The 23,033-nt window shown below is 66.4% G+C and carries 21 protein-coding genes; 12 read left to right on the top strand and 9 right to left on the bottom strand.

The window, feature by feature from the left end; genetic code table 11:
* Window positions 1–18: 18 nt before the first annotated feature.
* The 6 genes from JOD65_RS01840 to JOD65_RS01815 all read right to left on the bottom strand — a co-directional run bounded on the left by JOD65_RS01840 (window position 19) and on the right by JOD65_RS01815 (window position 5,969).
* Window positions 19–1,035 carry an ABC transporter substrate-binding protein gene (locus JOD65_RS01840; protein WP_191194022.1) on the bottom strand — a complete coding sequence of 339 codons (1,017 nt, stop codon included), beginning with the start codon at window positions 1,033–1,035 and terminating at the stop codon, window positions 19–21.
* Window positions 1,032–2,006 (bottom strand): tripartite tricarboxylate transporter substrate binding protein, encoded by a 975-nt coding sequence (locus JOD65_RS01835; protein ID WP_191194023.1) that lies wholly within the window; start codon window positions 2,004–2,006, stop codon window positions 1,032–1,034. Before JOD65_RS01835 ends, JOD65_RS01840 begins: the two co-directional genes overlap by 4 nt.
* A gap of 128 nt (window positions 2,007–2,134) precedes the next feature.
* Window positions 2,135–3,658: a tripartite tricarboxylate transporter permease gene (locus JOD65_RS01830; RefSeq protein ID WP_191194024.1), complete on the bottom strand. Its 1,524-nt coding sequence runs from the start codon at window positions 3,656–3,658 to the stop codon at window positions 2,135–2,137.
* A gap of 57 nt (window positions 3,659–3,715) precedes the next feature.
* A complete protein-coding gene (locus JOD65_RS01825) occupies window positions 3,716–4,225 on the bottom strand; it encodes a tripartite tricarboxylate transporter TctB family protein (protein WP_191194025.1) in 510 nt (169 codons plus the stop codon).
* Window positions 4,222–4,926 carry an RraA family protein gene (locus JOD65_RS01820; RefSeq protein ID WP_191194026.1) on the bottom strand — a complete coding sequence of 235 codons (705 nt, stop codon included), beginning with the start codon at window positions 4,924–4,926 and terminating at the stop codon, window positions 4,222–4,224. Before JOD65_RS01820 ends, JOD65_RS01825 begins: the two co-directional genes overlap by 4 nt.
* Window positions 4,927–4,973: 47 nt before the next feature.
* Window positions 4,974–5,969, bottom strand: a complete 996-nt coding sequence (locus tag JOD65_RS01815) for an amidohydrolase family protein (protein WP_191194027.1) — start codon at window positions 5,967–5,969, stop codon at window positions 4,974–4,976.
* Between the two features lie 174 nt (window positions 5,970–6,143).
* On the opposite strand from JOD65_RS01815, the gene JOD65_RS01810 reads away from it, so the two are divergent.
* Window positions 6,144–6,956 (top strand): MurR/RpiR family transcriptional regulator, encoded by an 813-nt coding sequence (locus JOD65_RS01810; protein ID WP_191194028.1) that lies wholly within the window; start codon window positions 6,144–6,146, stop codon window positions 6,954–6,956.
* A gap of 177 nt (window positions 6,957–7,133) precedes the next feature.
* Here the strand turns inward: JOD65_RS01810 and JOD65_RS01805 are convergent, their stop codons facing one another.
* A complete protein-coding gene (locus tag JOD65_RS01805) occupies window positions 7,134–8,090 on the bottom strand; it encodes a cyclase family protein (RefSeq protein WP_191194029.1) in 957 nt (318 codons plus the stop codon).
* A gap of 104 nt (window positions 8,091–8,194) precedes the next feature.
* Between JOD65_RS01805 and JOD65_RS01800 the strand changes: the two genes are divergently transcribed.
* The 5 genes from JOD65_RS01800 to JOD65_RS01780 all read left to right on the top strand — a co-directional run bounded on the left by JOD65_RS01800 (window position 8,195) and on the right by JOD65_RS01780 (window position 13,491).
* Window positions 8,195–9,292 carry an alkene reductase gene (locus tag JOD65_RS01800; RefSeq protein ID WP_191194030.1) on the top strand — a complete coding sequence of 366 codons (1,098 nt, stop codon included), beginning with the start codon at window positions 8,195–8,197 and terminating at the stop codon, window positions 9,290–9,292.
* 51 nt (window positions 9,293–9,343) lie between these two features.
* A complete protein-coding gene (locus JOD65_RS01795; protein ID WP_224747449.1) occupies window positions 9,344–10,219 on the top strand; it encodes an SDR family NAD(P)-dependent oxidoreductase in 876 nt (291 codons plus the stop codon).
* Window positions 10,216–11,109, top strand: coding sequence for a mycofactocin-coupled SDR family oxidoreductase (locus JOD65_RS01790; protein WP_191194032.1), 894 nt, complete (start codon window positions 10,216–10,218; stop codon window positions 11,107–11,109). The genes JOD65_RS01795 and JOD65_RS01790 overlap by 4 nt, the downstream gene beginning before the upstream one ends.
* Before the next feature lie 44 nt (window positions 11,110–11,153).
* Window positions 11,154–11,624, top strand: a complete 471-nt coding sequence (locus tag JOD65_RS01785) for a carboxymuconolactone decarboxylase family protein (RefSeq protein WP_191194033.1) — start codon at window positions 11,154–11,156, stop codon at window positions 11,622–11,624.
* Between the two features lie 478 nt (window positions 11,625–12,102).
* Entirely contained in the window at window positions 12,103–13,491 is a 1,389-nt protein-coding gene (locus tag JOD65_RS01780) for an APC family permease (RefSeq protein WP_191194034.1), read from the top strand.
* A 366-nt stretch (window positions 13,492–13,857) separates the two neighbouring features.
* Here the strand turns inward: JOD65_RS01780 and JOD65_RS01775 are convergent, their stop codons facing one another.
* Together JOD65_RS01775 and JOD65_RS01770 are read right to left on the bottom strand one after the other, a co-directional pair.
* Window positions 13,858–14,682, bottom strand: a complete 825-nt coding sequence (locus JOD65_RS01775) for a mycofactocin-coupled SDR family oxidoreductase (protein WP_191194035.1) — start codon at window positions 14,680–14,682, stop codon at window positions 13,858–13,860.
* Between the two features lie 39 nt (window positions 14,683–14,721).
* Complete coding sequence (locus tag JOD65_RS01770; protein WP_191194036.1) at window positions 14,722–15,525, bottom strand: mycofactocin-coupled SDR family oxidoreductase; 804 nt, start codon at window positions 15,523–15,525, stop codon at window positions 14,722–14,724.
* A 251-nt stretch (window positions 15,526–15,776) separates the two neighbouring features.
* Between JOD65_RS01770 and JOD65_RS01765 the strand changes: the two genes are divergently transcribed.
* The 6 genes from JOD65_RS01765 to JOD65_RS01740 all read left to right on the top strand — a co-directional run bounded on the left by JOD65_RS01765 (window position 15,777) and on the right by JOD65_RS01740 (window position 23,033).
* Window positions 15,777–17,249 (top strand): APC family permease, encoded by a 1,473-nt coding sequence (locus JOD65_RS01765; protein ID WP_191194037.1) that lies wholly within the window; start codon window positions 15,777–15,779, stop codon window positions 17,247–17,249.
* Between the two features lie 27 nt (window positions 17,250–17,276).
* On the top strand, window positions 17,277–18,071 hold the full coding sequence (locus tag JOD65_RS01760; protein ID WP_191194038.1) for an SDR family NAD(P)-dependent oxidoreductase: 795 nt from the start codon (window positions 17,277–17,279) through the stop codon (window positions 18,069–18,071).
* A 56-nt stretch (window positions 18,072–18,127) separates the two neighbouring features.
* On the top strand, window positions 18,128–18,460 hold the full coding sequence (locus JOD65_RS01755; RefSeq protein WP_191194039.1) for an EthD domain-containing protein: 333 nt from the start codon (window positions 18,128–18,130) through the stop codon (window positions 18,458–18,460).
* 116 nt (window positions 18,461–18,576) lie between these two features.
* The gene (locus JOD65_RS01750) at window positions 18,577–19,047 is read left to right on the top strand and encodes a N,N-dimethylformamidase alpha subunit family protein (RefSeq protein WP_191194040.1); all 471 of its coding nucleotides are present in this window, start codon (window positions 18,577–18,579) and stop codon (window positions 19,045–19,047) included.
* Window positions 19,040–21,817, top strand: coding sequence for a N,N-dimethylformamidase beta subunit family domain-containing protein (locus JOD65_RS01745; protein WP_191194041.1), 2,778 nt, complete (start codon window positions 19,040–19,042; stop codon window positions 21,815–21,817). Before JOD65_RS01750 ends, JOD65_RS01745 begins: the two co-directional genes overlap by 8 nt.
* Before the next feature lie 214 nt (window positions 21,818–22,031).
* The gene (locus JOD65_RS01740; RefSeq protein WP_191194042.1) at window positions 22,032–23,033 is read left to right on the top strand and encodes a substrate-binding domain-containing protein; all 1,002 of its coding nucleotides are present in this window, start codon (window positions 22,032–22,034) and stop codon (window positions 23,031–23,033) included.

Raw genomic sequence — 23,033 nt, 5'->3', positions numbered from 1 at the left:
AGTCATGGCAGGACAGGATCAGAACAGGCTCGGGTGGAACAGCTCGTCGACGCGCATACGCCGTGCGAGCAGGCCTTGGTGGTGTGCGTAGGTCAGGAGCTGGTCGCAACTGGAGTGGTTGGCAGCCACCCCAAAGGGGTTGGGGTCCCCTGAGACGATGCCGCCGAGAGCCAGCGTGTGTCGGTCCTGCGGGGTCACCGGGCCGTCGGCAGCGAGCCTGGCGTCGTACGTCTGCTTGCTCTGCAGGAACAGGTCGTACAGCTGGCCTGGCAGGTCGGGGATCTCCTCGACTGTCGCGGTGTCGACCGCGAGGACGTGATTGACGGGGAAGATGGCGTCGCGCTCGTGGGACGAGCGCGCTCGCTGGTTGGCGTCGGGGAACAGTGGAGTGGCGATCGCGGGATCTACCTGCGGGTCCATGATCACGGCGGCGTCGATGGAACTGGCGGCGAGCATGTCGAGGATGGTGGCGCCAGCCGGGGCGCGTTCGACGTGCTTGGGGTCGTCGTACTCGGCCACGTGGGCGCCCTCGAAGGTCACCCAGGTGATCTCTCGGTGGTCGATGCCAAACTCGGATTCGAGGAGTCCCCGCGCCCAGACACCGGTGGTCTGCGAGTAGGCCCGGACTCCGACTCGTCGGCCGACCAGGTCGGCAGGCGACGTTATCCCGGCGCCGGTGCGGACGACGATCGAGCGGTAGTGGAAGTCACGGTTCAGCACCGCGGGGATGCCGATCAGGGGTCGTCCGCGCTCGATGGCCATGGCGAGCGTGGTCAGGGCCATCTCGCTCACGTGGAAGGAGCGCTCGTTGACCATGGCACGGAAGGCGCGAGGGAGAGGCTTCACGTCGTGGAACTCAAGCTCCCATCCGGGGGTGGGCAGGCCGGCCAAGATGGCTTGGGTGACGCCCCGGTTGCCGATGGCGGTGCTCAGGCGGATGGAGCCGTCAGCCTGGGTGGCCGGCTGGTAGTCGGCAGGGCTGGACTTGGAGGGCTTGTTCTCGGCTGCTGGTGGTGATTGTTGGTCGTGCGTCATCGGCCCTCCTCGTCGATCACGGTCTGGGCGACTCCCTCGGCGTCGGTCCACTCGGCGCTGAACTTCTCGGGGTCGATGAACCCACCTTCGTACCCGAGGGCCTCGACCTTCTTGACGAACTCGGGCGAGGCGGCGATCTTGTCCATGGCGTCGACGAGGGCTGACTGGGTCTCCTCGTCGGTGCCGGCGGAGAGCGAGAGCCCGATGCGCGAGAGCATCTCGAGGTCCACGCCTTGCTCGATGGCGGTCGGCGAGTCGGGCAGCGCGGCGATGCGCTCGGGGCCGAAGACGGCGATGACGCGGAAGTCGCCGGACTCGACGTTGGGGATCATCGCGACGGGAGCGCCGATGATCGCGTCGACCTTCTTGCCGAGCAGCGCGGTGACCTCGCCCGAGGACCCGCCCTCGAAGGGGATCTTGTTGAACTCGGCGCCCGTCGCTTCCTCGATCTGGTGGACCTGGATGCTGTCGTCGAGCGCGCCGGCGGCGAGGGTCACGTCTCCGGGGGCGGCAAGGGCGGCGTCGACGAGGTCGGTGAAGTCGTCGATGTCGCTGTCCTCGTGGACGGCGATCACGGTGCTCAGGGACGTGACTGCGCCGAGCGGGGCGAACGAGTCCTTGTCGTACCCGGCTTCGGTTCCGAGGTAGGAGGTGACGGCGGATGGCAGGTTGGTGAACCCGACCATCGCGCCGTTGGGGTCGGACTCGGCGAGGGCCTCGAAGCCGGCCTGCCCGTCGCGCTCCGACATGTTCACGACCTGGACGGGGACGTCGAGCTCCTCCTCCAGCATCGGTGCCATCAGCCGCGCGATGGTGTCGGTGGTGCCGCCGGCGTCGAACGGGACCTCAAACGTCAGCGAGGAGAGGTTGTCGGGGAAGGCGGCGTCGCTGCCGTTGGTCGTATCGGAGGACGCGCAGCCGGCGAGGGCAGCGGCGGACAGGGTGATCGCGGTGGCGATGGCAGTCTTCATGGTCGGCTCCTTGGGGCGGGTGGGCGCAGTCAATCCGCACGACGCGGAGAACCAGGTCGGTGGAGGTAGTGCGGTGCGAGCGGTGCGGTGTGGGGTGGGGTGGCGGGATGGTGTGACGGTCGTCGGGGCTAGACGGGAGTCATCCGGCGGTCAGGGGTGTCCGAGACGCGCCGGTCGCGGCGGGCCTTGAGGTTGCGTCCGATCGGGATGCTGGCAAGGGCGATGGCCGTGATGGCGTAGATGACGATGGCCGTGGTGCTGGAGACGAAGCCAGACATGCTTCCCTGCGAGAGGGCGAGGGTCTGGCGGAATGACGTCTCCATCAGGTCGCCGAGGACGAGGGTCAGGGCGATGGGTGAGGCGGGGACGTCGATCTTCTCGAGGAGGTACCCGAAGAGGCCGGACCCGATGAGAACGATGATGTCGAAGGTGCTGTTGCGCAGGCTGTAGGCGCCGATGACGAGGAACACCACGACGATGGCGTAGAGCACGGGGTACGGCGTCTTGAGGACGAGCACCCAGATCCGCACCAGCGGGACGTTGAGGATCAGCAGGATGACGTTGCCGACCACGATGCTGGCCAGGATGGTCCAGGGCACTTCGGGGGTCTCGGTGAAGAGCGTGGGTCCGGGGATCAGGCCGTTGGAGGTAAAGACCCCGAACATGATGGCCATGGTCGCCGAGGACGGGATCCCGAGGGTGAAGAGGGGGATCATGCCGGCGACGCTCAGGGCGTTGTTGGCCGATTCAGGGCCGGCCACGCCCTGGATGGCGCCCTTGCCGAACTGCTCGGGGTGCTTGGAGAGCTTCTTCTCCAGGGTGTAGGAGGCGAAGGCAGTGGTGGCTCCCGGTGAGCCGGGGACGAGGCCGAGGAAGAACCCGATGATCGTGCCGCGGGCAACGGGGCCGGCGGAGTCCTTGAAGTCTTGGCGGGAGGGCATGATCCGGCCGACCTTGATGGCTTGTTGCTCGCGGTGTCGGCGCTCGACGGTGCTGAAGAGCTCGGTGAGTCCGAACAGGCCCATGATGACGGGGATGATGTCGAGGCCGTCGATGAGGCCGTTGGCGCCTCCGGTGAAGCGCTCCATGCCCGACAGCGGGTCGCGGCCGACGGTGGCGAGGAGAAGGCCGAACGCGACGGCGACCATGCCCTTGGTGACGGAGCGGCCGACGAGGCCGGCGGCGATGAGCAGGGCCAGGATGGTGAGGGCGAACATCTCGACGGGGCCGAGGGTCACTGCGAAGCGGGTGAGCGGGGTGGCTGCGACGAAGCCGAACGTCGCGACGACGCAGGCGATGAAGCCGCCGACGGCGGCGATGACGAGGGCGGGGCCGGCGCGGCCGGCCTTGGCCATCGCGTGGCCGTCGATCGTGGTGGCGACTGAGCTAGCCTCGCCTGGAACCTTCAGCAGGACGGCGGTGATGGAGCCGCCGTAGGTGGCCCCGTAAAGCACGGCGGCCATCATCACCAGGGACTCGGTGGCACCCAAGGAAAACGTCAGCGGGAAGAGCAGCGCGGTGGCGGCTGCCGGTCCGAAGCCGGGGAGGATGCCGACGACCATGCCGACGAGACAGCCGATGAGGGCGTAGATCAGCATCTCGGGTGCGAGGACGTTCTGCATCCCTTGGGCGAACTGGTTGAGTGAATCCACGGTGAGGCCTGATTTCTGGGTCGAGGCGGCGTTGGCGTCTGGTGTCTGCTGAAGGGCTCAGAAGCTGAGCGGGAGGACCATCCCCAGCCCGAGTGCGAGGCCGAAGTAGCAGATGGCCGAGAGCGCGGCGGAGACGGTGGCGGCGAGGACCAAGGGGCTGCCGAAGACGAAGCGCATGACGGCGAACGACATGGCGAAGACGGTCAGGCGGAAGTCGACGAGGTTGAACACGAGCGCCGGCACGAGCATGGCGGCCACGGTGATGGCGATGCGTGCCACACCGCCGCGGTCGGGGAGCTCGATCGGCTCCTCGGGCTGCGGGACCGTCTTGCGCCAGGTCTGCAGCGCCCAGAGGAGTCCAAGCAGCAGCAGGGCTGCGGACACGATGGCCGGGAACATGCCGGGGCCCACGACCTGCGTGTGTCCCTCGATGCCGTAGGAGACGGAGCGTTGCAGGGCCACCGCGGCGATGACCACCGTGACGGCGCTTCCCCACACATCCCTGGGGTGGCGAATGTCCTGCTCGCTCACCTCGGGGTGCGGACGAGCCCCGGCGTCGAGGCTCATGCCTGCCCCACGGCGAGCTCGAGCGGTGCGGTGTAACCCTGGGCGGCGAGCCGCCGGTCGATCCAGGAGTCGTCGCGCTCGCCGGAGGCCGCCTTCTGCAGCGACACCGTCTCCTTGGCGAGCTTGGCCTTGGCGGCGGCGTAGACCTCGGCCAGGTTGTCCAGCGGCACCGCGACGACGCCGTCCGCGTCGCCGACGACTAGGTCGCCGGGGTGGATGACCATGCCGCCGAGGTTGACCGGGACGTTGATCTCACCCGGTCCGTCCTTGTAGGGGCCACGGTGAGTGACGCCGCAGGCGAAGACAGGGAGTGCTCCTGCGCGAAGGGTCTCGGCGTCGCGGATGGCGCCGTGGACGACGAGTCCGCCGAGGCCCTTGGCGATGGCGGCGGTGACCATGATCTCGCCGATGATGGCGTTGGTGAGGTCGCCGGCAGCGTCGATGACAAGGACGTCGCCGGGCCGGATCATCGTGAGGGCCTTGTGGACCATGAGGTTGTCGCCGGGGCGGGTTCGCACGGTGAGGGCGGCGCCGCTCATCTTTGTGCTGAGGTCGGTGTTCATGAGCACCAGGTCGGCGCTGCTGGCCGAGAGGCGGTTCATGGTGTCGCTGATGTTCGCGACGGGGAGTTCGCGCCAGCGCTGTGCCTCGTCGCTCGGAACGGCATCGGTGCGCTGGAGGATCTGGAATCCGAGGGTCATGTCTGCTCCTGGTAGGTATGCGGGTCGGCTGCCGGATGACGTGGTCGTCAGAGGGCGGCGCGGCTGTAGAGGCGGCGGGCGTTCCCGACGAAGATCTTGTCCTTGTCCTCGTCGCTGAGCCATGAGATGTCGTCGACGAAGGAGACGGTGTCGTCGAACAGACGGCCGGTCTCGGGGTCGGTGGCCTTCGCGGTGCCGAAGGGCTCGGCGGCGTAGAGGATGTTGTCGGCCCCGACCTTGCGGATCAGCATCTCCATGGAGTCACGGTCGTAGAGCGCGGTGTCGAAGTACACGTTCTTGATGCGCTCCTCGAAGGGCGGCTTGTTCTGCAGCGTGTGGAGGGCGCGGTGCCGGTTCCAGTTGAACGGCAGCGAGCCGCCGCCATGGGGCACGATCAGCTTCAGGGCTGGGTAGTGGTCGTACAGGTTGCTCCAGCACAGCTCGAACGTGACGGCCGCGTCCGAACTGGTGTAGTGCGATCCGTTGAGGTGTAGAGCGGGGTTGACCGTGCTGGAGGCGTGGACCAGGCCGGGGACGTCGAGGTCGACCATGACGTCCCACAGCGGGTACCACCACTCGTCGCTGATCGCGGGGGTGAAGGGCTGACCGCCGCCGGCGACGTCGGGGTTGACGTTGCAGCCGACGAAGCCGAGCTCCTCGACGCAGCGGGTGAGCTCGCCGACGCACTCGGCGGGGCTGACGCCCGGGGACTGGGGCAGCTGTGCGGCCGGGATGAAGCGGTCGGGAACGAGGTCGCACACGCGCTTGATGAGGTCGTTGTTGACCTTCGTCCAGTACAGGCTCACCCGGGCGTCGCCGATCTCGTGCCCCATGCCGGATGCGCGCGGGGAGAAGATCATCCGGTCGATGCCCAGGGTGTCCATGCGCTTGAGGTGGCCTTCGAGGGAGACCAGGATCTCGTCGTCGGAGATCTTGAGCGGCTTGCCCGCCGACGGCCGGTTCATGGAGCCCAGCTGACGAGCTCGGTAGGCGTCGAGCTGCGGCGGTGCGGTCGTGTAGTGGGCGTGAGTGTCGACGATCAACGGTCTCTCCTGATGTGTGCAGGCGGCTCCGATGGCTGGGAGTCGATGTGACTCACCCCACCAACGGGATGTGACGACAGACACTAGACAGCAAACTTGCAGGGCGTCAAGGATTCTGCAGGTTTTCTTGCAGAAATGCTGTGTTCGTCCGCGCCGAGCCCTTACGATGTGCGCGTGAGCTTCCACCAAGCACTCGAGGATTCGACTCGGAACCTGACCGCATCGGAGCGGAAGATCGGCAGCATCCTCCTCGCCGACTCCCGCTCAGCGCCCTTCATGCGGATCGCCGAACTGGCCAAGAAGGCCGGCGTCCACGAGTCGACAGTCGTGCGCTTCGCGCAGAAGCTCGGCTACGCCGGGTTCATCGACATGCGGGAGGCCCTGGTCGCCGACAGCCTCAGCACCATGGACCGCACCATCGCCATGCGAGAGGAGGGCGAGAAGTACTCCCTCGCCATGGTTATCAGCTCGCAGGTGCAGGTGCTGCAGTCCCTGCCGGAGAAGATCTCGCAAGAGCGCCTTGACGTCGTCGTCCAGCACATGCTGTCTGCACGCCGCGTGCACATCCTTGGCAGCGGGCTCGTGCTGCCCCTGGTGGAGTTCATGCGCGCCAAACTGGTCTCCAGCGGCCTGCACGTCGACACGATCACGCACTCCGGACACGAACGCTCCCAACGCCTGGCACAGATCCAGCCGGACGACGCACTGGTCGTGTTTGCTTTCTCGGAGGACTACACCTCGATCGCCGACCAGATCAGGCTGGTGGCCAAGCGGGGCACCGAAGTCATCCTGCTGACCGATGAGCAGACCTTGATGAACGCCGGCCTCCCCGAGACCGTGATCGCCATCCCGCGCGACCAAGCACGCCACGGCGTCATCGTGTCCATGACCGCCCTCTGCTACGCGATCCACTACGACCTCCTGCAGTACCGCAACGAGGAATGGCGCGCGGTGCGTGACCGCGTCGCGGAGTTCGACAACCTGTGAAACTGGGCGAAGGCCATGCTCGCCCGGTCTGAAGTCGCAGGACGTCACGGGCGACGACACGCCCTGGCGACGGTGCCATTGCCATTGCCATTGCCATTGCCATAGACCTCGAGCGTCTGGCGGACCCTTCGTGACCAGCGAACGACCTGGGAGAGCTCACCGGACCTTGAGGACTGCTCAGGACCCGGTCCTTCTTGGGTAGGCAATTGGTCGCACCGGCATCCCGGTCGTCCCCGCGATCTTTAGTGGCGCGGCCGTGAAAACGAGATCGTGCACCCCTGCTGCCGACAACTCCTCGAGGTAAAGGTTCTCGAACATCGGTGTGCCTGCAGTGGCGAACATGTAGCAGTGCACGGGGAGAAAGGTGCCGGGTTCACTTGGAGGCAAGACCTCGCCGCCACAATCAACGCCCACGCACATCGCGCCGACTTCTTCGCACAGGTAGCGAGCCGCAGCCATGCCGAGCCCTGGGGGGGATGGAAGGAATGCGGCGGGGTCCGGCCACTGCCGCATCCGGCCCGTTCGAATGAGCACGATGTCGCCGCTACGAGGCGTCGTCTGCTGGGCGTCGATTGTGAGCGTCAGGTCCTCGACGGTGATCTCGTGGCTAGCGGCGAGCTCCTCGACGCCCCGTGCCGCGGCTACGTCCAACAGCACGGCCCGCACGGCAATCGGGGGCGTCACCCCACCCAGCGTCCAGGAGCGACTGGCCAGGTGGTCGAACTCGTTGACCCCATTCCAGAACATGCCGTTGTGACCGAAGTGGGTCAGGCTGCACAGGTGTGTTCCGGCGTGTGAGTACATCGAGATCGCCGCGCCGGCGTAGGGGTAGCGATCATGCACACCCGGGTCTGCGCCGGAGAGCCGGTCGATAGCCGTTCCTCGCGGCGTATGTGTCATGTAGATGTCGAACTTGGGATCGCCAGCCTCCACCCAGCAAGGCATGCCAACCTCATAGGTGACCCCGAGGTCGAAGACAGACGATCCATCCGCCTCGGCGAGCGCCGCGGCGCGCGTACTGTCGGTCATCCAGTTCAAGCGGCCGAGCACGTCGTTCTCACCCCAAGGGCTGCGAGAGACCTGAAGGCCGTCGCGCACGTCAAGAGCGTCGTATGTCAGCTGAAAATTGGACATGAAGCCTCCGTATCGCAATGCGAGCAGTTGATCGTATGATGAGCAGGAGGAGGACGCAATGGCGCCCTCCCGACTGCGGCGACGCAACGGCATCGGAGGCGACTATGTCGAACCTGTTCTCACCCATCACACTGCGCGGCGGCGTCCGGCTGGCCAATAGGATTGTCATGGCTCCAATGACGAGGTCGCGTGCGACCGAGGCCGACGAGCTTCAGACGCCGTTCGCCCCGGAGTACTACGCACAACGCGCGACCGCCGGTCTGGTGATCACCGAGGCAACGAACATCTCCCGCGAGGGCAAGGGCTACTCCAAGACCCCTGGTGTCCACACCGACGCCCACCAGGAAGCTTGGTCCGCTGTCGCCAGCGCGGTGCATGAGGCGGTCAAGGGCAGTGTGGTTTTCATGCAGATGTGGCACGTTGGACGCGTGTCGGTGCAGGAGGTCTCCGGCCTTCAACCAGTCGCCCCCTCCGCGGTGACCGCCGAGGGTAGCGTCTGGGTTGAGCGCGCCGACGGATGGTCCGGACTCGTTGACTGCGATGCTCCCCGCGAGCTCAGTGTCGAGGACATCGACCGAATCGTGGGCGATTTTGCAGATGCCGCCGACCGAGCCGTCGCTGCCGGCATGGACGGAGTGGAGCTCCACGGTGCGAACGGCTACCTGATTGACCAGTTCATGCGTCGAGGCACCAACAAGCGCACCGATGAGTTCGGTGGCTCGCTGGAGAACCGGTTGCGCTTCCTCGGTCGCGTGACCGAGGCCGTTGCCGAGCGGATTGGCGCCGACAAGGTGGGCGTCCGGCTCTCGCCGATCGTCTCCTTCCCCGACGGAGGCGACGACGACATCGAAGACACGATCGTCGCGGCAGCTCGACTGCTCGACGGCCACGGCATCGCCTACCTCCACATCGCCGAGTACGACTATTCGTGGCCCGAGCCGATCCCGGTCGACCCGGAGTTCCGCAAGCAGCTGCGCTCGGCATTCGCTGGGCCGATCGTCGTTGCGGGCAACTACGACCGTCGGCGCGCCGACGAAGTCCTCGAGACAGGGCTGGTCGACCTCGTGGCCTTCGGGCGCCCCTTCATCGGCAACCCCGACCTGCCCGCTCGGCTGCGCGACGGCATCGCGCTGGCCGAGTCTGACCGCTCAACCTGGTACGGCGGCGGGGCAGAGGGCTACACGGACTACCCCGCGGTCTAGGAGCGACACGGCTGTTGCACGATGCGGGCTAATGCCCATATCGTGAGCACCATGGGGTATGGACGACTCAAGGACCGCGTCGCACTGATCACTGGTGCTGCGCGAGGACAGGGCCGAGCCATCGCCGAGAAGTTCGCGCGCGAGGGAGCACACCTCGTCCTCGTGGACCACTGCGAGGACGTGAAAGGAATTCGGGCCGAGCAGGCGCGCGTAGAAGACCTCGAGCAGACCCGAGCCATGTGTGCTGAACTCGGAGTCTCGGTCCTCGATCGCCGATGTGACGTCCGCGATCAGCAGGGCCTGGACGGGATCGTGGGGGAGGCGGTCGAACGACTCGGCGCTGTCGACATCCTTGTCGCGCAGGCAGGCGTCGTGCAGTACAACGACTGCTGGGACATCACCGAGGACGAATGGGAAGCCCAGGTGAGCGTGTGCCTCACCGGGGCGTACCGCTCGCTCAAGGCTGTTTCGCTGCACATGATGGACCGGCAGCGCGGTGCCGTGGTCTTCAGCAGCTCGGTCGCCGCCGCTGAGACCCTCCCGAAGCTTGTTGCCTACTCTGCAGCCAAGCACGGAGTCATCGGCGTCATGCAAGGAGCTGCGCTCGAACTGGCGCCCTACGGCATCCGCGTCAACGCGGTCCTGCCCGGGGCGATCGACACGGCGATGAACGACAACCCCGAGTCCCGGGAGATCATCGCGGGCAAGCCCGGGGCCTCTCGGGAGGACTATCTCGAGGCGACCCGGTCCTGGTTCGCGATGCGGGGTCGCGTCTCTCTACCAGCCAGCGCGGTCGCCGACGCGGTGGCGTGGTTGGTCTCTGACGAGGCTGCGCACGTGACGGGCATCCAAGTGCCAGTTGAGGCGGGACACCTCCTGCTGCCGCGCTACAACCACAACCCGGTCCGCGATGGGTCGCACCCGTGAGTGGCCGCGGCGCGGCTCCGCGGCCGGGGCTACTCGCTGGCAAGGTCGCCTTCATTACCGGTGCCGGTAGGGGTCAGGGCCGGGACCTGGCGGTGCGCTTTGCGCAAGAGGGTGCCGACCTCGTCCTCTCCGATGCCTGCCGCGACGTCGACACTGTCCGATATCCCATGGCCACTTCGAGCGAGCTCGACGAAACCGTCCGGCTCGTGGAAGAGGCCGGCGCCCGATGCGTGTGGGGTCAGGCAGATGTCCGATCGCAGAGTGACCTTGACGACCTGACGCGCCGCGCAGTCGAGCACTTCGGTCGGGTTGATGTCCTGCTCCCCAATGCCGGAGTGTTCAGCTTCGCCCCGTTGTGGGAGATGTCAGACGAAACGTGGCAGGACATGCTCGACATCACTCTCACTGGTGTGTGGCGGACCCTGAAGTCGGTCGCCCCGATCATGCTCGAGAACCTCGGCGGCTCGGTGGTCTTCACGTCCTCGGTCAACGGGGTCGAGGCTACGGCGCAGGCGGCGCACTACGTCGCGGCCAAGCACGGCGTGATCGGGTTGATGCGCAACGCCGCCGTCGAGATGGGTCCGTACGGCGTCCGATCGAATGCGCTGCTGCCGGGGCCGGTCGACACCCCCATGATCGTCAACCCTGCGAGCCGCGCATGGGTCTTCGGCCGGGACGACGCTACGCCCGAGGACTATGACCGGGCCATGCGCAATTGGCCAGCGCTGCGCGGCAGAGGCATGTTGCCCACGTCCGCCGTCGTTGACGCCGCGACATTCCTGGCCTCCGACGCCGCTCGGCACATCTCGGGTGCATGCATCCCAGTCGATGCCGGACACCTCGTCCTTCCCGGGTTCAACCACAATCCGGTCCTGGTCGACGTGACATGACGCCAGTGGCCCGTCACGCCCACCCTTCGACGAGAGGCAATGCTGTGGCAGAGAACGTCTTCGACGCCTTCATGCGTCAGCACCCACCGCTGGCGGACTTCGTCCAGCACGCGAACCGTGTCCTCTGGGACGAGTCAGCACTGCACGTGGTGGTCAAGGAGCGCATGCGAATTGCGGCTGCCGAGGCGATCGGGTGCTCGTACTGCGCCCGCTTTCGCTACTCCACGGAGGAGGGCGCGGTACTGGAGGGGGAGTCCCATCTCAGCAGCCACCAGCGCGATCAGGTCGCGGCAGCAATTGCGTACGTCGAAGCCGTGGTTGCCGAAAGGGGCGGAGTCGACGACGAACTGACTGTTCGGACGCAGGAGGCTTTCACAGCTGCGGAGTTCGCCGACCTTGTGCTGTCGATCGGCTGGTTCGTCGGGATGCAGCACGTCGGCCGTGCCATGCACTGGGACAACGCCTGCCCGGTCGCCCCCATCCGTCAGGCCGTAGAGGCGGGCCAGCTCGCTTAACTCGGGGACGGCGTGGTCATTGCAGGTCACGCGGTCAACCTCCCGACCACCATCGCGGCTGCCGCGATGGGAATGGCCCTCGTCCTCACGTTCCTCGGTCGCCCCGACGGATTGGTGGGGCACCGGGAGCTCAACTCTGGGTCGGTGAATCGCCGTCTAGACCGGCGGGGACTCGAGGGGGACTTCTCGCGAGAACCGGTCAATTCGGCCGCGAAGGTATTGACTGCGAATGCAAAATGGCACACGATGCGAGCAGCGGCTCGTATTGTGATCGAGCCGAGGCGAGCGGAAGCATAAGTCCTCCACTCGGACGACGAGCCCCGCCGCGATTCCCAGACACGGCGAAAGAGAGCACGAGATGGCGGAATCGATTTCGGCGAACGCAGCAGGAGCTGCCGAACCGACACGACGGGGGGACACCGAGCCGACACGACGGGGGGACACCGAACTGCGCGGCAGCATGGGCACCATCAAGTTGGTGCTTACGGTGCTGGCGCTGGCTGCCCCCCTGGGCGCCATCGCGGGCTTCGTGCCCGTGATCATCTACGCCGGCAACGGCGTGGGCACCCCAATGACCTTCTTGACCGTCGGAGTAATCCTCACCGTCTTCGCGGTCGGCTTCACCACCATGACCCGGCACCACAAGATCGGTGGCGCCTTCTACGCCTACATCACCGCAGGCCTCGGACGCCCGCTCGGGCTCGGCGCCTCCTTCGTGGCCCTGGTGGGATACATGACCCTCATGCTCGGCGCCTACGGTCTGCTCGGGGTGTCGATCGACGCACTCCTCGTGACTCTCTTCGGCGTCCCGTCGGTCACGTGGTGGGTCTACAGCCTGCTCGGTTGGGTCGCAGTCACGGCACTCGCGCACTTCAACGTCGAGCTGTCTGGCCGAGTGCTCTCGACGCTTATGGTCCTCGAGGTCCTCATCGTGATGGCGCTCAACATCCCAGCGCTGGTCGGCGGCGGCGATGAGGGCCACAGCGTGGCTTCTTTCACCCCGACTGAGTTCCTCTCCGGCGCGCCCGGGCTCGGCATCCTGTTCGCGTCCGCCTGCTTCCTGGGCTTCGAGGCGACGGCGATCTACCGCGCCGAGGTCAAGGATCCCGACCGCACCGTGCCGCGCGCGACCTACCTCGCGGTCACGCTGATCACGGCCTTCTACGTCATCAGCTCTTGGGCGCTCATCACCGCAGTTGGCCCCGACAAGGTCGTCGCCGAGGCCGAGGCCAACGCGACCTTCATGTTCGCCGACGCTCTGGGCTCCTACTACGGCAACGTCGCGAAGGACATCGCGCAGATCCTGCTGGTGACGAGCGTCTTCGCCTCGGTGCTGTCGTCGCACAACCCGATCGCCCGCTACATCTTCTCGCTCGGCAAGGACGGCGTGTTCCCTTCGACCCTTGGTCAGGCGCACCACAGCCATGGCTCGCCGGCCAAGGCCTCTTTTGCCGCATCGGTCGCGGGACTCCTGATCACCCTTCCCTTCGTCGTCGCTGGCACCGACGTCGTCCGGTTCTACTCGTGGATGTTCGGCTTCGGGGCGTTCGCTCTGCTCCTGCTGATGGCCTGCACGTCGGTGGCGGTGATCGCGTTCTTCCGTAAGCACCACACCGGCGAGCGGATGTGGAACACGACGATCGCGCCAGTGCTCGCGCTCATCGGGCTCGGTGGCGTGTTGGTCATCGTCAGCCTCAACTTCGATGCTCTGACCGGTGCCGGGGCGGCCCTGTCGTTCGTCTTCCAGGGCATCGTCTACGCGGCAGGTGTGCTGGGCATCGTCCTCGCCCTGCTGTGGCGCAAATCGCGGCCTTCGGTCTACCAGCGTATCGGTGGCCAGGCCGAGCAGGAGCTCGAAGCGGTCTGATGCGGTCCCATGGTCCCGGCGGTAGGTCCACTGCCGTCGGGACCAACGCGTCGCGATCAATCCGCGGGACGCCGTTGACGCTTGCAGGCACAACGGATGCCCCGACACGGTGACGAGAGTCGTCGGTCCGCGGCCCTGCAGGGCGGGCGCGCCGCTGCAGGACTGGGCGGTGGTTCCAGAGCACCTTCGCAGGCGCCCGTTGCGTCTAGGCCGGGAGGGTCCTGCCCGGCACTGGGGGCTCGATCGGCAGCGCCCTGCCCGGCTCGACGTGCCCGCCGTGCGGCGGGCGGAACGTTATGCGGGCCGTCTCCTTTGGGATCGGAGCGCATAAGAGTGGGGTCTCAGGTACAGCTCACGACGTATCGGCTACTTCACGAGGAAGCCCGCATCTACTGGCAACGTTATGCCCGTGACGTAGCGGGCCTCGTCCGAGACGAGCCACGCGACTGCGCTGCTGATGTCCTCGGGCTGAACCACCTCGACCGGCAGGAGGTTGGTCAGGGATGCCGCGCTGGCGGGATACTTCGCGAAGAAGGCGGGGAGGGCGTCGTTGACGACCATCGGGGTTTCAACCCCGCATGGCTGCACGGAGTTGACTCGGATTCCGTGCGGGGCGAGCCAGTTGGCCCAGGTCCGCATGAGACCGACTACCCCGTGCTTCGAGGCGACGTATGCGTCGCCTGCGGCTGTGCCGGTGCCGCCACGACCGGACAACCCCTGCACCGAGCTGATGACGACGATGGACCCGCCCTCCCCTCGCTCGATCATCGATGGCAGCGCAGCGTGGGCCGTGTTCCACACGCCCTTGAGGTTGATGTCGATGACGTCGTCCCACGTCGCGAACGGGTCGTGGTCCTCGGGCTTCTCCGGCGAGATACCGGCATTGGCGATGACGATGTCGATCTTCCCGAATCGCTCCAGTCCTTGGGCAACCACGCGTTCGACGGCCGAGCGGTCGCGGACGTCCGCCTGTTCCGCGATGATCGCGCGGCCGAGAGCCTGTACCGAGGTCGCAGTCTCCGCGAGGTCCTCGGTGCCTGGCATCGGGTACGGCACCGTTGCCAGCGGTGCCGCCAGGTCCAGGGCCACAATGTCGCAGCCCTCGCTTGCGAGCCGGAGGGCATGGCTGCGCCCTTGACCTCGCGCCGCCCCGGTGATGAATGCGACCTTGCCCTCGAGACGTCTGTTCATCTGCTGTTCCTCCGAATCGATTGGTGGCTGTGTCGACCTCTAGTTCTTCACGTTGTATCCGGCATCCACTGGGAGCTCCACTCCGGTGATGTAGCGGCCGGACTCGCCGGCGAGGTAGAGGACGGCGTTGCTGACATCGATGGGCTCCACCATTGGCAGAGGCATGAGGTTCTCGAGGTCGATGTCGACCTTCTTTAGCCAGTCGTCAGTAGCCGGGTTGACGATCATGGGCGTGTTGACGCCGGTTGGATGGAGGGAGTTGACCCGGATCATGTGGGGCGCGAGGACGTTGGCGTAGCTGCGCATGAGGCCGATGACCGCGTGCTTGGAAACGCTGTATGACAATCCGCCGGGGCTGTCGCCGCAGTCGCCCTTCAGCCCGGACGTCGAACTGGTGATGATGATGCACCCGCCGCCATTGTCAATGAGCGATTGCTTCGCTACCTCGATCGTGTGCCATACGCCGGTGAGGTTGACGTCGAGGACGTGCTGCCACTGCTCACGCCGCTGGTCGCCGATGGTCAGCGGGCAGATGCCGGCGTTCGCCAGGACGATGGTGCAGTCGCCCAGATCGGCGACTCCACGCTCGAAGGCGTCCGCGAGCGCGTCTCGGTCGCGGACGTCGGCTTGGGCGATGAACATGCGCCGACCCAGTGCCTCGACCTCGCGTTGCGTTTCGACGAGCTCGTCCATCGTACCTAGCGGATAGTCGAGGTAGGGAAGGTCCTCGCACAGGTCCACGCCGATGATGTCAGCGCCCGCTCGCGCCAGTTCGATGGCGTGACTACGTCCCTGGCCGCGGGCTGCGCCAGTGATGAAAGCAACGGATCCAGAGGTCAGCATCAGGTGCTCCTTGGGGAGGGACGAGCGAAGTTCTGCCCACTATACGGTCTTGTGCTCACATAGTGAACACGGCATCGTCGTGCTCCAGAGCGATCTGGCGCAGGGCAAGTGTCAGTGTTCGGCGATCGGCCTTGAGTGCGTAACGATCAACGATACGAGAGATTGACAAGCGACATGTTGGCCACTTCGATGCGACCAATCGGCGAACGCAGCGTCGTGCGTCGCATGACCGACGAAAGTGAGAAGACCGCATGAGCACAGAATCTTCCTCAGACTCCGTCGGACAGCACGCTTCAGCATCCGACGGAACGGAGCCCCGCCTCTCGGGTGGCATCGGGACCTTCGCCCTGATCCTGATCGTTCTGTCCTTCGCAGCGCCCCTGATCACGCTGAACGGGACGATTCCCGTCATCATTGGGATCGGCAACGGCCTCGGTACTCCGCTGTCATTCGTAGCGTCCGGCATCATGCTGATGTTGTTCGCCGTCGGCTTCGTCGCCATGGCCCGTCGCTTGCCGCGGCCAGGTGGCTTCTACGCATACATCAGCGCAAGCCTCGGGAAGCCCCTCGGTCTGGGTGCGTCGTACGTGGCAGTGCTCGGGTACCTCGGCCTCCTGCTCGGCACCTATCTGCTGGGCGGTGCCGCCGCCGACGCCCTCGTGCACGGGAAGTTCGGCGGTCCTGAGCTGCCATGGGCTTTCTGGGCGTTCTTCATGTGGCTCTTCGTGTCCGCACTGGGCCACTTCAGAATCGATCTCTCGGCGAAGGTGCTCGGCGTCCTGCTGTGCGCCGAGCTCGTCGTGGTCGTCGTCTTCGACGTTGTCGTTCTGGCCCGAGGAGGAGGGCCGGAGGGGATCAGTGCCGAGCCCCTGACCATTGACGCCTTCTTCTCCGGGTCGGTCCCGATCGCGATCATGTTCGCGATCCTGACCTACACCGGCTTCGAGTCGACGGCCATCTACCGCGAGGAGGTGCGGGACCCCGACCGCACGATCACCCGAGCCACCTATGGATCGATCCTGCTCCTGGGAGGCCTCTACACCGTGTCCTCCTTCATGCTCATCAACGGTTACGGCGTGAGTAACGCCGTTGCCGTCGCGACCAACAACAGCGGCGTGATGATGGTCGACGCGGTCGAAGAGTACGTCGGCGTGATCATGGCTGACCTCACGAATGTCCTGCTCGTGACCAGCTCGCTGGCAGCGCTGCTCGCCATCCACAACACGGCGACCCGGTATGTGTACTCGCTAGCGACCGACAAGGCGGCACCGCCGATCTTTGGCCGGGTGCACCCCGTCCACGGTTCGCCGTACCTGGCATCCGCGGGCGTCGCGGTCCTGGCAATCGTGTGCACTGTCCCGTTCGCGGTCTCCAACCTGTCGTTCCTTGAGCAGTACTCATGGATGCTCGGGATCGGCACCCTGGCGCTCATCGTGCTCTACACGCTCATGAGCCTCGCGGTGCTCGTCTTCTTCATCCGCGAACCCGGCGATGAAGGTGTCGCGCGCACGCGCGTGGCACCCGCGCTGGCTCTCGTCATGCTCACCGCGACGTTGTGGCTCATCACCAAGAACTTGACCCTGCTGACCGGTGGCTCGACCACGTTGTCCTTCGTCTTCAGTGCCGCCGTGTACGGGCTCCTGCTCCTGGGCGTCGTCGTGGCGCTGTACTACAAGTCGCGCAAGCCGGAGGTATACGAGGCGCTCGGCCGGAGTCTCGGATGATCAGGCGTCGTTCGCCTGGGGTAGCCCGTGCCGCGTAGCTTCCACGGGCGTCTGGCCCTCGTGACCGGGGCGGGCTCCGGGATCGGGCGAGCGACGGCGCAGCAAATCGCCGCTGAGGGAGCCGCGCTCGCCTGCACTGACATCGACCTCGACGCCGCACAGGAGACCGCCAGCCTCATCGAGGCCGAGGGAGGGGTGTCCCGCGCATTCGCGCTCGACGTCACTCTGGAGGAGCAGGTCGCTGGCACGATGGACGAAGCGCAGCAATGGTCAGGCTTGCCGCTGACGGTGCTCGTGGCCAACGCCGGAGTTGCGGGCCCCGTCGGCGACGTGAGCGATCTGAATGCCGAGGCCTGGGACGTCCTGGTGAACGTCAACCTGAGTGGCCCGCTCTACTGCGCCAAGCACGCAGTGAGGCGCATGCGGGCCGCCGGCGGTGGTGCCATTGTGTTCACGGCGTCGCACGCCGCTTTCGCCAACGTCCCGAACTGGACGCCCTACGCCGCGACCAAGGGGGGCGTTGTCTCCTTGGCGCGGGGGCTGGCGGTCGACCATGCGCCGGACGGCATCCGGGTCAACTGCGTGTGCCCGGGCCCGATCGAGACCCCGCTGTTGAAGGGCGGGTGGCAGCAGGCGACGGACGACCCCGAGCACAAGGCGCGCACTCGGGGGAGGACCGGGACACCTGAGGAGCTCGCGCGGGTCGTCGCGTTCCTCGCTTCCGACGAAGCGGCGCTCGTGAACGGGGCGGCGCTCGTCGCCGACGCTGGCGCGCTCGCCCACATGGGCACGAGCTGGCCCAGCAGCAGCTACTGGGACTGACGACCTGCCCGGCGCGTACGCGGCTAGGCACTTCATTCCGGGAAGGAATCACGATTGTGATCAAGACCGTCACCGTCCTCCACCGCCGTACCGACCTGACCAGCGAGCAGTTCCACGACCATTGGCGCGACCAACACGCCCCACTGGTCCTGGCGATCCCTGGAGTACGTCGTTACGTGCAGGGCCGGCCCACGGCCCTCGACCAGGTGCCCTCCACGTGCGACGGCATCGCAGAGGTCTGGTACGACGACGAGGAGTCGATGCGAGAGGCATTCGCGACTCCCGAGTACGCGGCGCTGATCGATGACGAGAAGAACTTCATGGCGTCCTCGACCTTCGAGATGGAGTTCGTCTGCGTTCGCGAGGACGAGCTTTCTGACCGGCGCTAGGCTGTATCGCTCAACGATACTGTGTATTGACATGCGTTACCGCCGAACCTACCTTCACCGTCCATCGACGCTGCGACGTGGGAGAAGCCACACCTTCCACTGTGAGGAGATTCCCCATGCGTGATGGCACGCAAGCCACCGCCTCCCGTGCCTGGGAAGAGACCGGAGCGACGCGCGGCGACGCGCGGCGGTCGCTGCAGGAGTACCTGCTCCGCGCTCACGTCGACCCGCTGCTGCTCGACCAACAGAGTCGCGAGGAGCTGGTACGGGAACACAAAGAGAGGCCGCTCCTGCCGCCGAGCCAGCCAGGCGCCCGCCCGCAGCTGCACAGCAGGGCGCTGTCGCGGATTCTCGACCATTTCCATGCGGCGTCGGTCGACGGAAAGTTTGCGCTCTACCGCTCCCGCGACTACGGCGCTTGGGGGATCGCACGCCTGACCGGAGTGCGCGGCGACGCTCCCGTCCACGTGGACCCGGGGCCGTATCACTCCCGCGACGAGGCCGAGCACGCGGTCTTCCTGCTGCGGGTCGCGGAATACGTCGAGTCTCGTGGCGAGGCGCGTGAGGCAGGTGTACCCGGTGCTTGAAGTCATCGGCTACCCCGACAAGTTCTCCGTCGCCCCGGGTGAGGAGATCAGCTTCCATGTCGACGCACCGGACGGCACGGCCTACTCCGCCGATCTGGTGCGGCTCATCCACGGCGACGTCGCGCCAGAGGGCCCAGGCTTCAAGATCGAAGAAGTCTCCTCGGTGGAGCCACTCGAGCTGCGCGGTCGTCGGCAGGTCACCGACGCCGGCTCGTATGTCGTCGCCGACCGCGCCGGCGAGGTGCTCGACGGTCCGGTCACCCTCTCAGCTCGCGTGTGGCTCACCGCGCCCGGCGGCCGTCGCCAAGTCGTGCTTGGGTCCATGCACGGTGCCGCCTCGGCCGACGGCGCTCTGACCGGAGTGGAGCTGGCGATCGAGGTCGACGGCGACGTGTCGTTCAGCGTCGGCGATGCAGACGGACGGGTTGCAAGCGTGCGCACCGGCGAGCTCGTCGAGCCAAACGTGTGGCACCTGCTGGCTGGCGTCCACGACCCCTCCGACGGGACCCTACGGATCCTGCAGCGCCGCATCGCGACCTCGACCAACGGCTCTCACGGTCCCTCACGCTCACCCCTCGGCGCGGAGCGGGAGGTCGTCCGCGAGATCTCGACCGGAGTCGTGGCGCACGTACCCGCGGACTGGCCGGTACTGGCCGGCGCCGGCATCGCCCAGCTCACCGGCGGGGGCCTGCTGCGCCCAGCCGGTCGCTACGGTTCTCTGCCGGGAACCATGGAGCTCCCAATCACTCGGGACAACCTCAACGGCAAGATCGAGGCACCCGCGGTGCACGGCATGGCCCTCGGTGCCGACGACCTCGCTGCCCTGACGAGCGAGGTCGACGAAAGAGGTCTCACCCTGTGGTGGGACTTCGCCGACGGCATCTCGGTCGACGCGTCCAGCATGCGCGTTACCGACCGTGCTGCACGGGAGCGTCACGGCTGGCTTGTCAACGCGCCTAACCGCGCTGTCACCGGGTCGGCGTGGAACGGCGATTCCGTGGTCTACACCGCGAAGCCTGATCATTACGCGGCGGTCCACTTTCACGACGACGACCTTGACGACTGCCGCTGGGACGTCGCTGCGGTGCTGACTGTGCCGCTCGGCCTACGCAGCGGTGCGTACGCCCTGCGGCTGCGGGTGCCAGAGACCGGCGCCTACGACCACGTCCCATTCTTCGTCCGGCCCCCCCGGGACCGGGCCACGTCGCGCGTGGCAGTCGTGATGCCGACTGCTACCTACATGGCCTACGCCAACTTCGTCGGCCCGATCGACTACCCGCTGGCACAGGTATCGGCCGCCAAGGTCCCCCACATCGAGCCCGAGGACACCTACCTCGCCGAGCACCGCGAGCTCGGTCTGTCGGTCTACGACGGCCACAACGACGGGTCGGGCGTGTCTATCTCGTCGCGGCTGCGACCGATCCTGTCGATGCGGCCGGAGTACCGCTACTGGATCACCTCGACATGGGCCTTCAACTCAGACCTCTATCTCACCGACTGGCTCGAGCACCTCGGTCACGACTACGACGTGCTGACCGACGAGGACGTGCACAGCGAGGGCGCCGACCTCTTGGCCCGATACGCGACGGTGCTGACCGGGTCGCACCCGGAGTACTCGACGCGGCGCATGCTGGACGCCTACGAGACCTATCAGGCCCGTGGCGGCCACTTCATCTACTTCGGTGCCAACGGCTTCTACTGGGTGACCAACTACCACCCCGACGACCTGTCCCTTATCGAGGTCCGCAAGGGCGAGGCGGCCGTCCGGGCCTGGAACTGTCTGCCCGGGGAGGTGCACAACGCCTTCGACGGGCTCCAAGGCGGCACATGGCGTCACCGCGGCCGAAACAGCACGCATCTCACGGGGCTCTCGTTCACTGGGTTCACCTTCGATTCCTCGACGTACTACCGGCGACTGCCAGACAGCTACGGCCCGTGCGCTTGGATCTTCTCCGGCATCCGCGGTGACACTTTCGGTGACTACGGTCTGCTCGGCGGCGGGGCTGCGGGCCTGGAGCTGGACCGTGCCGATGTCGCGCTGGGCACTCCGCGGCGCGCCTACGTTCTTGCCACGTCCGAGGGCTTCACGGACCAGGCCATGCCGGTCAACGAGGACGTCCTCAATATCGCGCGGGGCATCTTCGGCGGTGATCAGAACCCCGATGTCCGGTCCGACCTCGTCTATTACGACACTGAGTCCGGGGGCAGCGTCTTCTCAACGGGCTCCATTGCCTGGCTCGGTGCGCTGTCGCACGATTCCTACGACAACGACGTCTCGCGAATCACTCGCAACGTCCTCGAACGTCAGTTGGAGCGAAGTTCGATCCGGGCTCCTCGGGGCGTGGGGAACGAGGCCGACGTGTCGAAACCCAGCCGCCCTTGGTTGCGTGCGTCCGTGCTGGACCACCGGACGTGCCACGTTCCGGCAGACGAGCTGTGGGAACGGATCGGTGACTTCGGGGACTACGACTGGCTCACGATCATCGATCATGTGGAGCTCGTCGGGGACGATCTGCGTCGCCTGAGCATCTCCAACGGCACCACAGTCGTCGAGCGACTGCTCGACCGTACCGACCGTTCCTACACCTACCGCATCGACGAGAGCGTCCTCCCCTTCAGCGACTACGTCTCGACCCTGGCCGTCGAGCCGGGCGCTGATCCACGGGTCAGCGTCGTCACGTGGACGGCGGAGTACGTCCCAACCGAACCGGAGGCTGACCCGGCGACAGTGATCGTCGACAACTTCCGTTCCGGCCTCGCTCAGCTGTGAGGCCGCACCTGCTCCACCACACCGCCCATCTCGGATCCCCATCCCCAGCACCACCCAACCAACTCCTGGAGGAGAAGTGAGGCATCTTCGTGCAGCCGTCGCGGTGACGGTCCTGTCACTGTTCGGAGCCGCATGCGCAGCCGACACCACGTCGTCGGATGATTCGGACTCGGGCTCGGCTTCCGGCAGCGGCAACACCGCCGACGTCGAGACCGTGTCGGTCTCACGCGACGTGGATCCCAGCACCTGGTGCGGGGACAAGGAACTCAAGGTCGGTCTGGCAGATGGTGTCGGAGGCAATCCGTGGCGCCAGATCACCAAGAAGGTCGTCGAGCTGGAGGTCGCCAAGTGTCCGGCGCTCGACCAGGAGCTCCTCTACACCAACGCCAACGGCGATCCCCAGAAGGCTTCGAGTGATATCGCGAGCCAGGTAAGCCAGGGCGTGGATGTGCTCCTGGTCTACGCCGACTTCGGAGCCGCCGAGTTGCCCGCGCTGCGCGCTGCCACTGCCGCGGGCGTGACGGTCGTGCCCTACTCGGCGGACCCGGGTGGGAAGGTCGGCCAGGACTACAGCGCCAAGATCGTCGGGGCCTACGGAGACCTCGGAGCAGACCTCGGCAATTGGCTTACGGAGACCCTGAGCGGTAAGGGCAACGTGGTGTTCCTCGGCGGCATCCCCGGCGCCCCGTCGAGCGGGTCGATCATGGAGGGCATCACTTCCTCCTTGGAGGACCAGCCGGACATGAAGCTCCTGCAGGACGAGCCGGTCACGACCAACTGGAACAAGGTGGACACGCAGAAGGCGATCAACGGTCTCTTGGCCAAGTACCCCGAGATCGACGGGATCATGACCGACTACGGGGTCACCGCCGTCGCTGCGATCGACGCCTTCCAGGCGGCTGGCAAGCCAGTCCCGCCGATCGCGACGTTCGCCTCCAACAACGAGCTCGGCTGCAAGTGGGTCGATGCGAAGACGGGCGGAGACGCATTCCCGATCTTCTCGCTCGACTCGAGCAACGACGTGTCCATGATGGCCCTCCGGTTGGCGGTCCCGCTTGCCAACGGTGAGGACGGCGCGACCCTGCAGCAATTCCGCTTCCCACCGTTCCTCGACTCCGAGGCCGGGCAGGACCCGAAGTGCGACCGCAACCTGCCGCCGGACGCCGACCTCTCCTCTTCGCTCACCCCCGAGCAGTTGAGCGAGGTCTTCAACTAA

It is taken from the genome of Nocardioides cavernae, from assembly GCF_016907475.1.
Classification (GTDB): Bacteria; Actinomycetota; Actinomycetes; order Propionibacteriales; family Nocardioidaceae; genus Nocardioides; species Nocardioides cavernae.
This window is presented reverse-complemented; position numbering and strand designations above follow the sequence as displayed.

Coding starts and splice junctions, on each gene's coding strand:
- JOD65_RS01840 (WP_191194022.1), bottom strand. CDS start 1,035: ATGACGCACGACCAACAATCACCACCAGCAGCCGAGAACAAGCCCTCC.
- JOD65_RS01835 (WP_191194023.1), bottom strand. CDS start 2,006: ATGAAGACTGCCATCGCCACCGCGATCACCCTGTCCGCCGCTGCCCTC.
- JOD65_RS01825 (WP_191194025.1), bottom strand. CDS start 4,225: ATGAGCCTCGACGCCGGGGCTCGTCCGCACCCCGAGGTGAGCGAGCAG.
- JOD65_RS01820 (WP_191194026.1), bottom strand. CDS start 4,926: ATGACCCTCGGATTCCAGATCCTCCAGCGCACCGATGCCGTTCCGAGC.
- JOD65_RS01805 (WP_191194029.1), bottom strand. CDS start 8,090: ATGTCCAATTTTCAGCTGACATACGACGCTCTTGACGTGCGCGACGGC.
- JOD65_RS01800 (WP_191194030.1), top strand. CDS start 8,195: ATGTCGAACCTGTTCTCACCCATCACACTGCGCGGCGGCGTCCGGCTG.
- JOD65_RS01795 (WP_224747449.1), top strand. CDS start 9,344: ATGGGGTATGGACGACTCAAGGACCGCGTCGCACTGATCACTGGTGCT.
- JOD65_RS01775 (WP_191194035.1), bottom strand. CDS start 14,682: ATGAACAGACGTCTCGAGGGCAAGGTCGCATTCATCACCGGGGCGGCG.
- JOD65_RS01770 (WP_191194036.1), bottom strand. CDS start 15,525: ATGCTGACCTCTGGATCCGTTGCTTTCATCACTGGCGCAGCCCGCGGC.
- JOD65_RS01765 (WP_191194037.1), top strand. CDS start 15,777: ATGAGCACAGAATCTTCCTCAGACTCCGTCGGACAGCACGCTTCAGCA.
- JOD65_RS01750 (WP_191194040.1), top strand. CDS start 18,577: ATGCGTGATGGCACGCAAGCCACCGCCTCCCGTGCCTGGGAAGAGACC.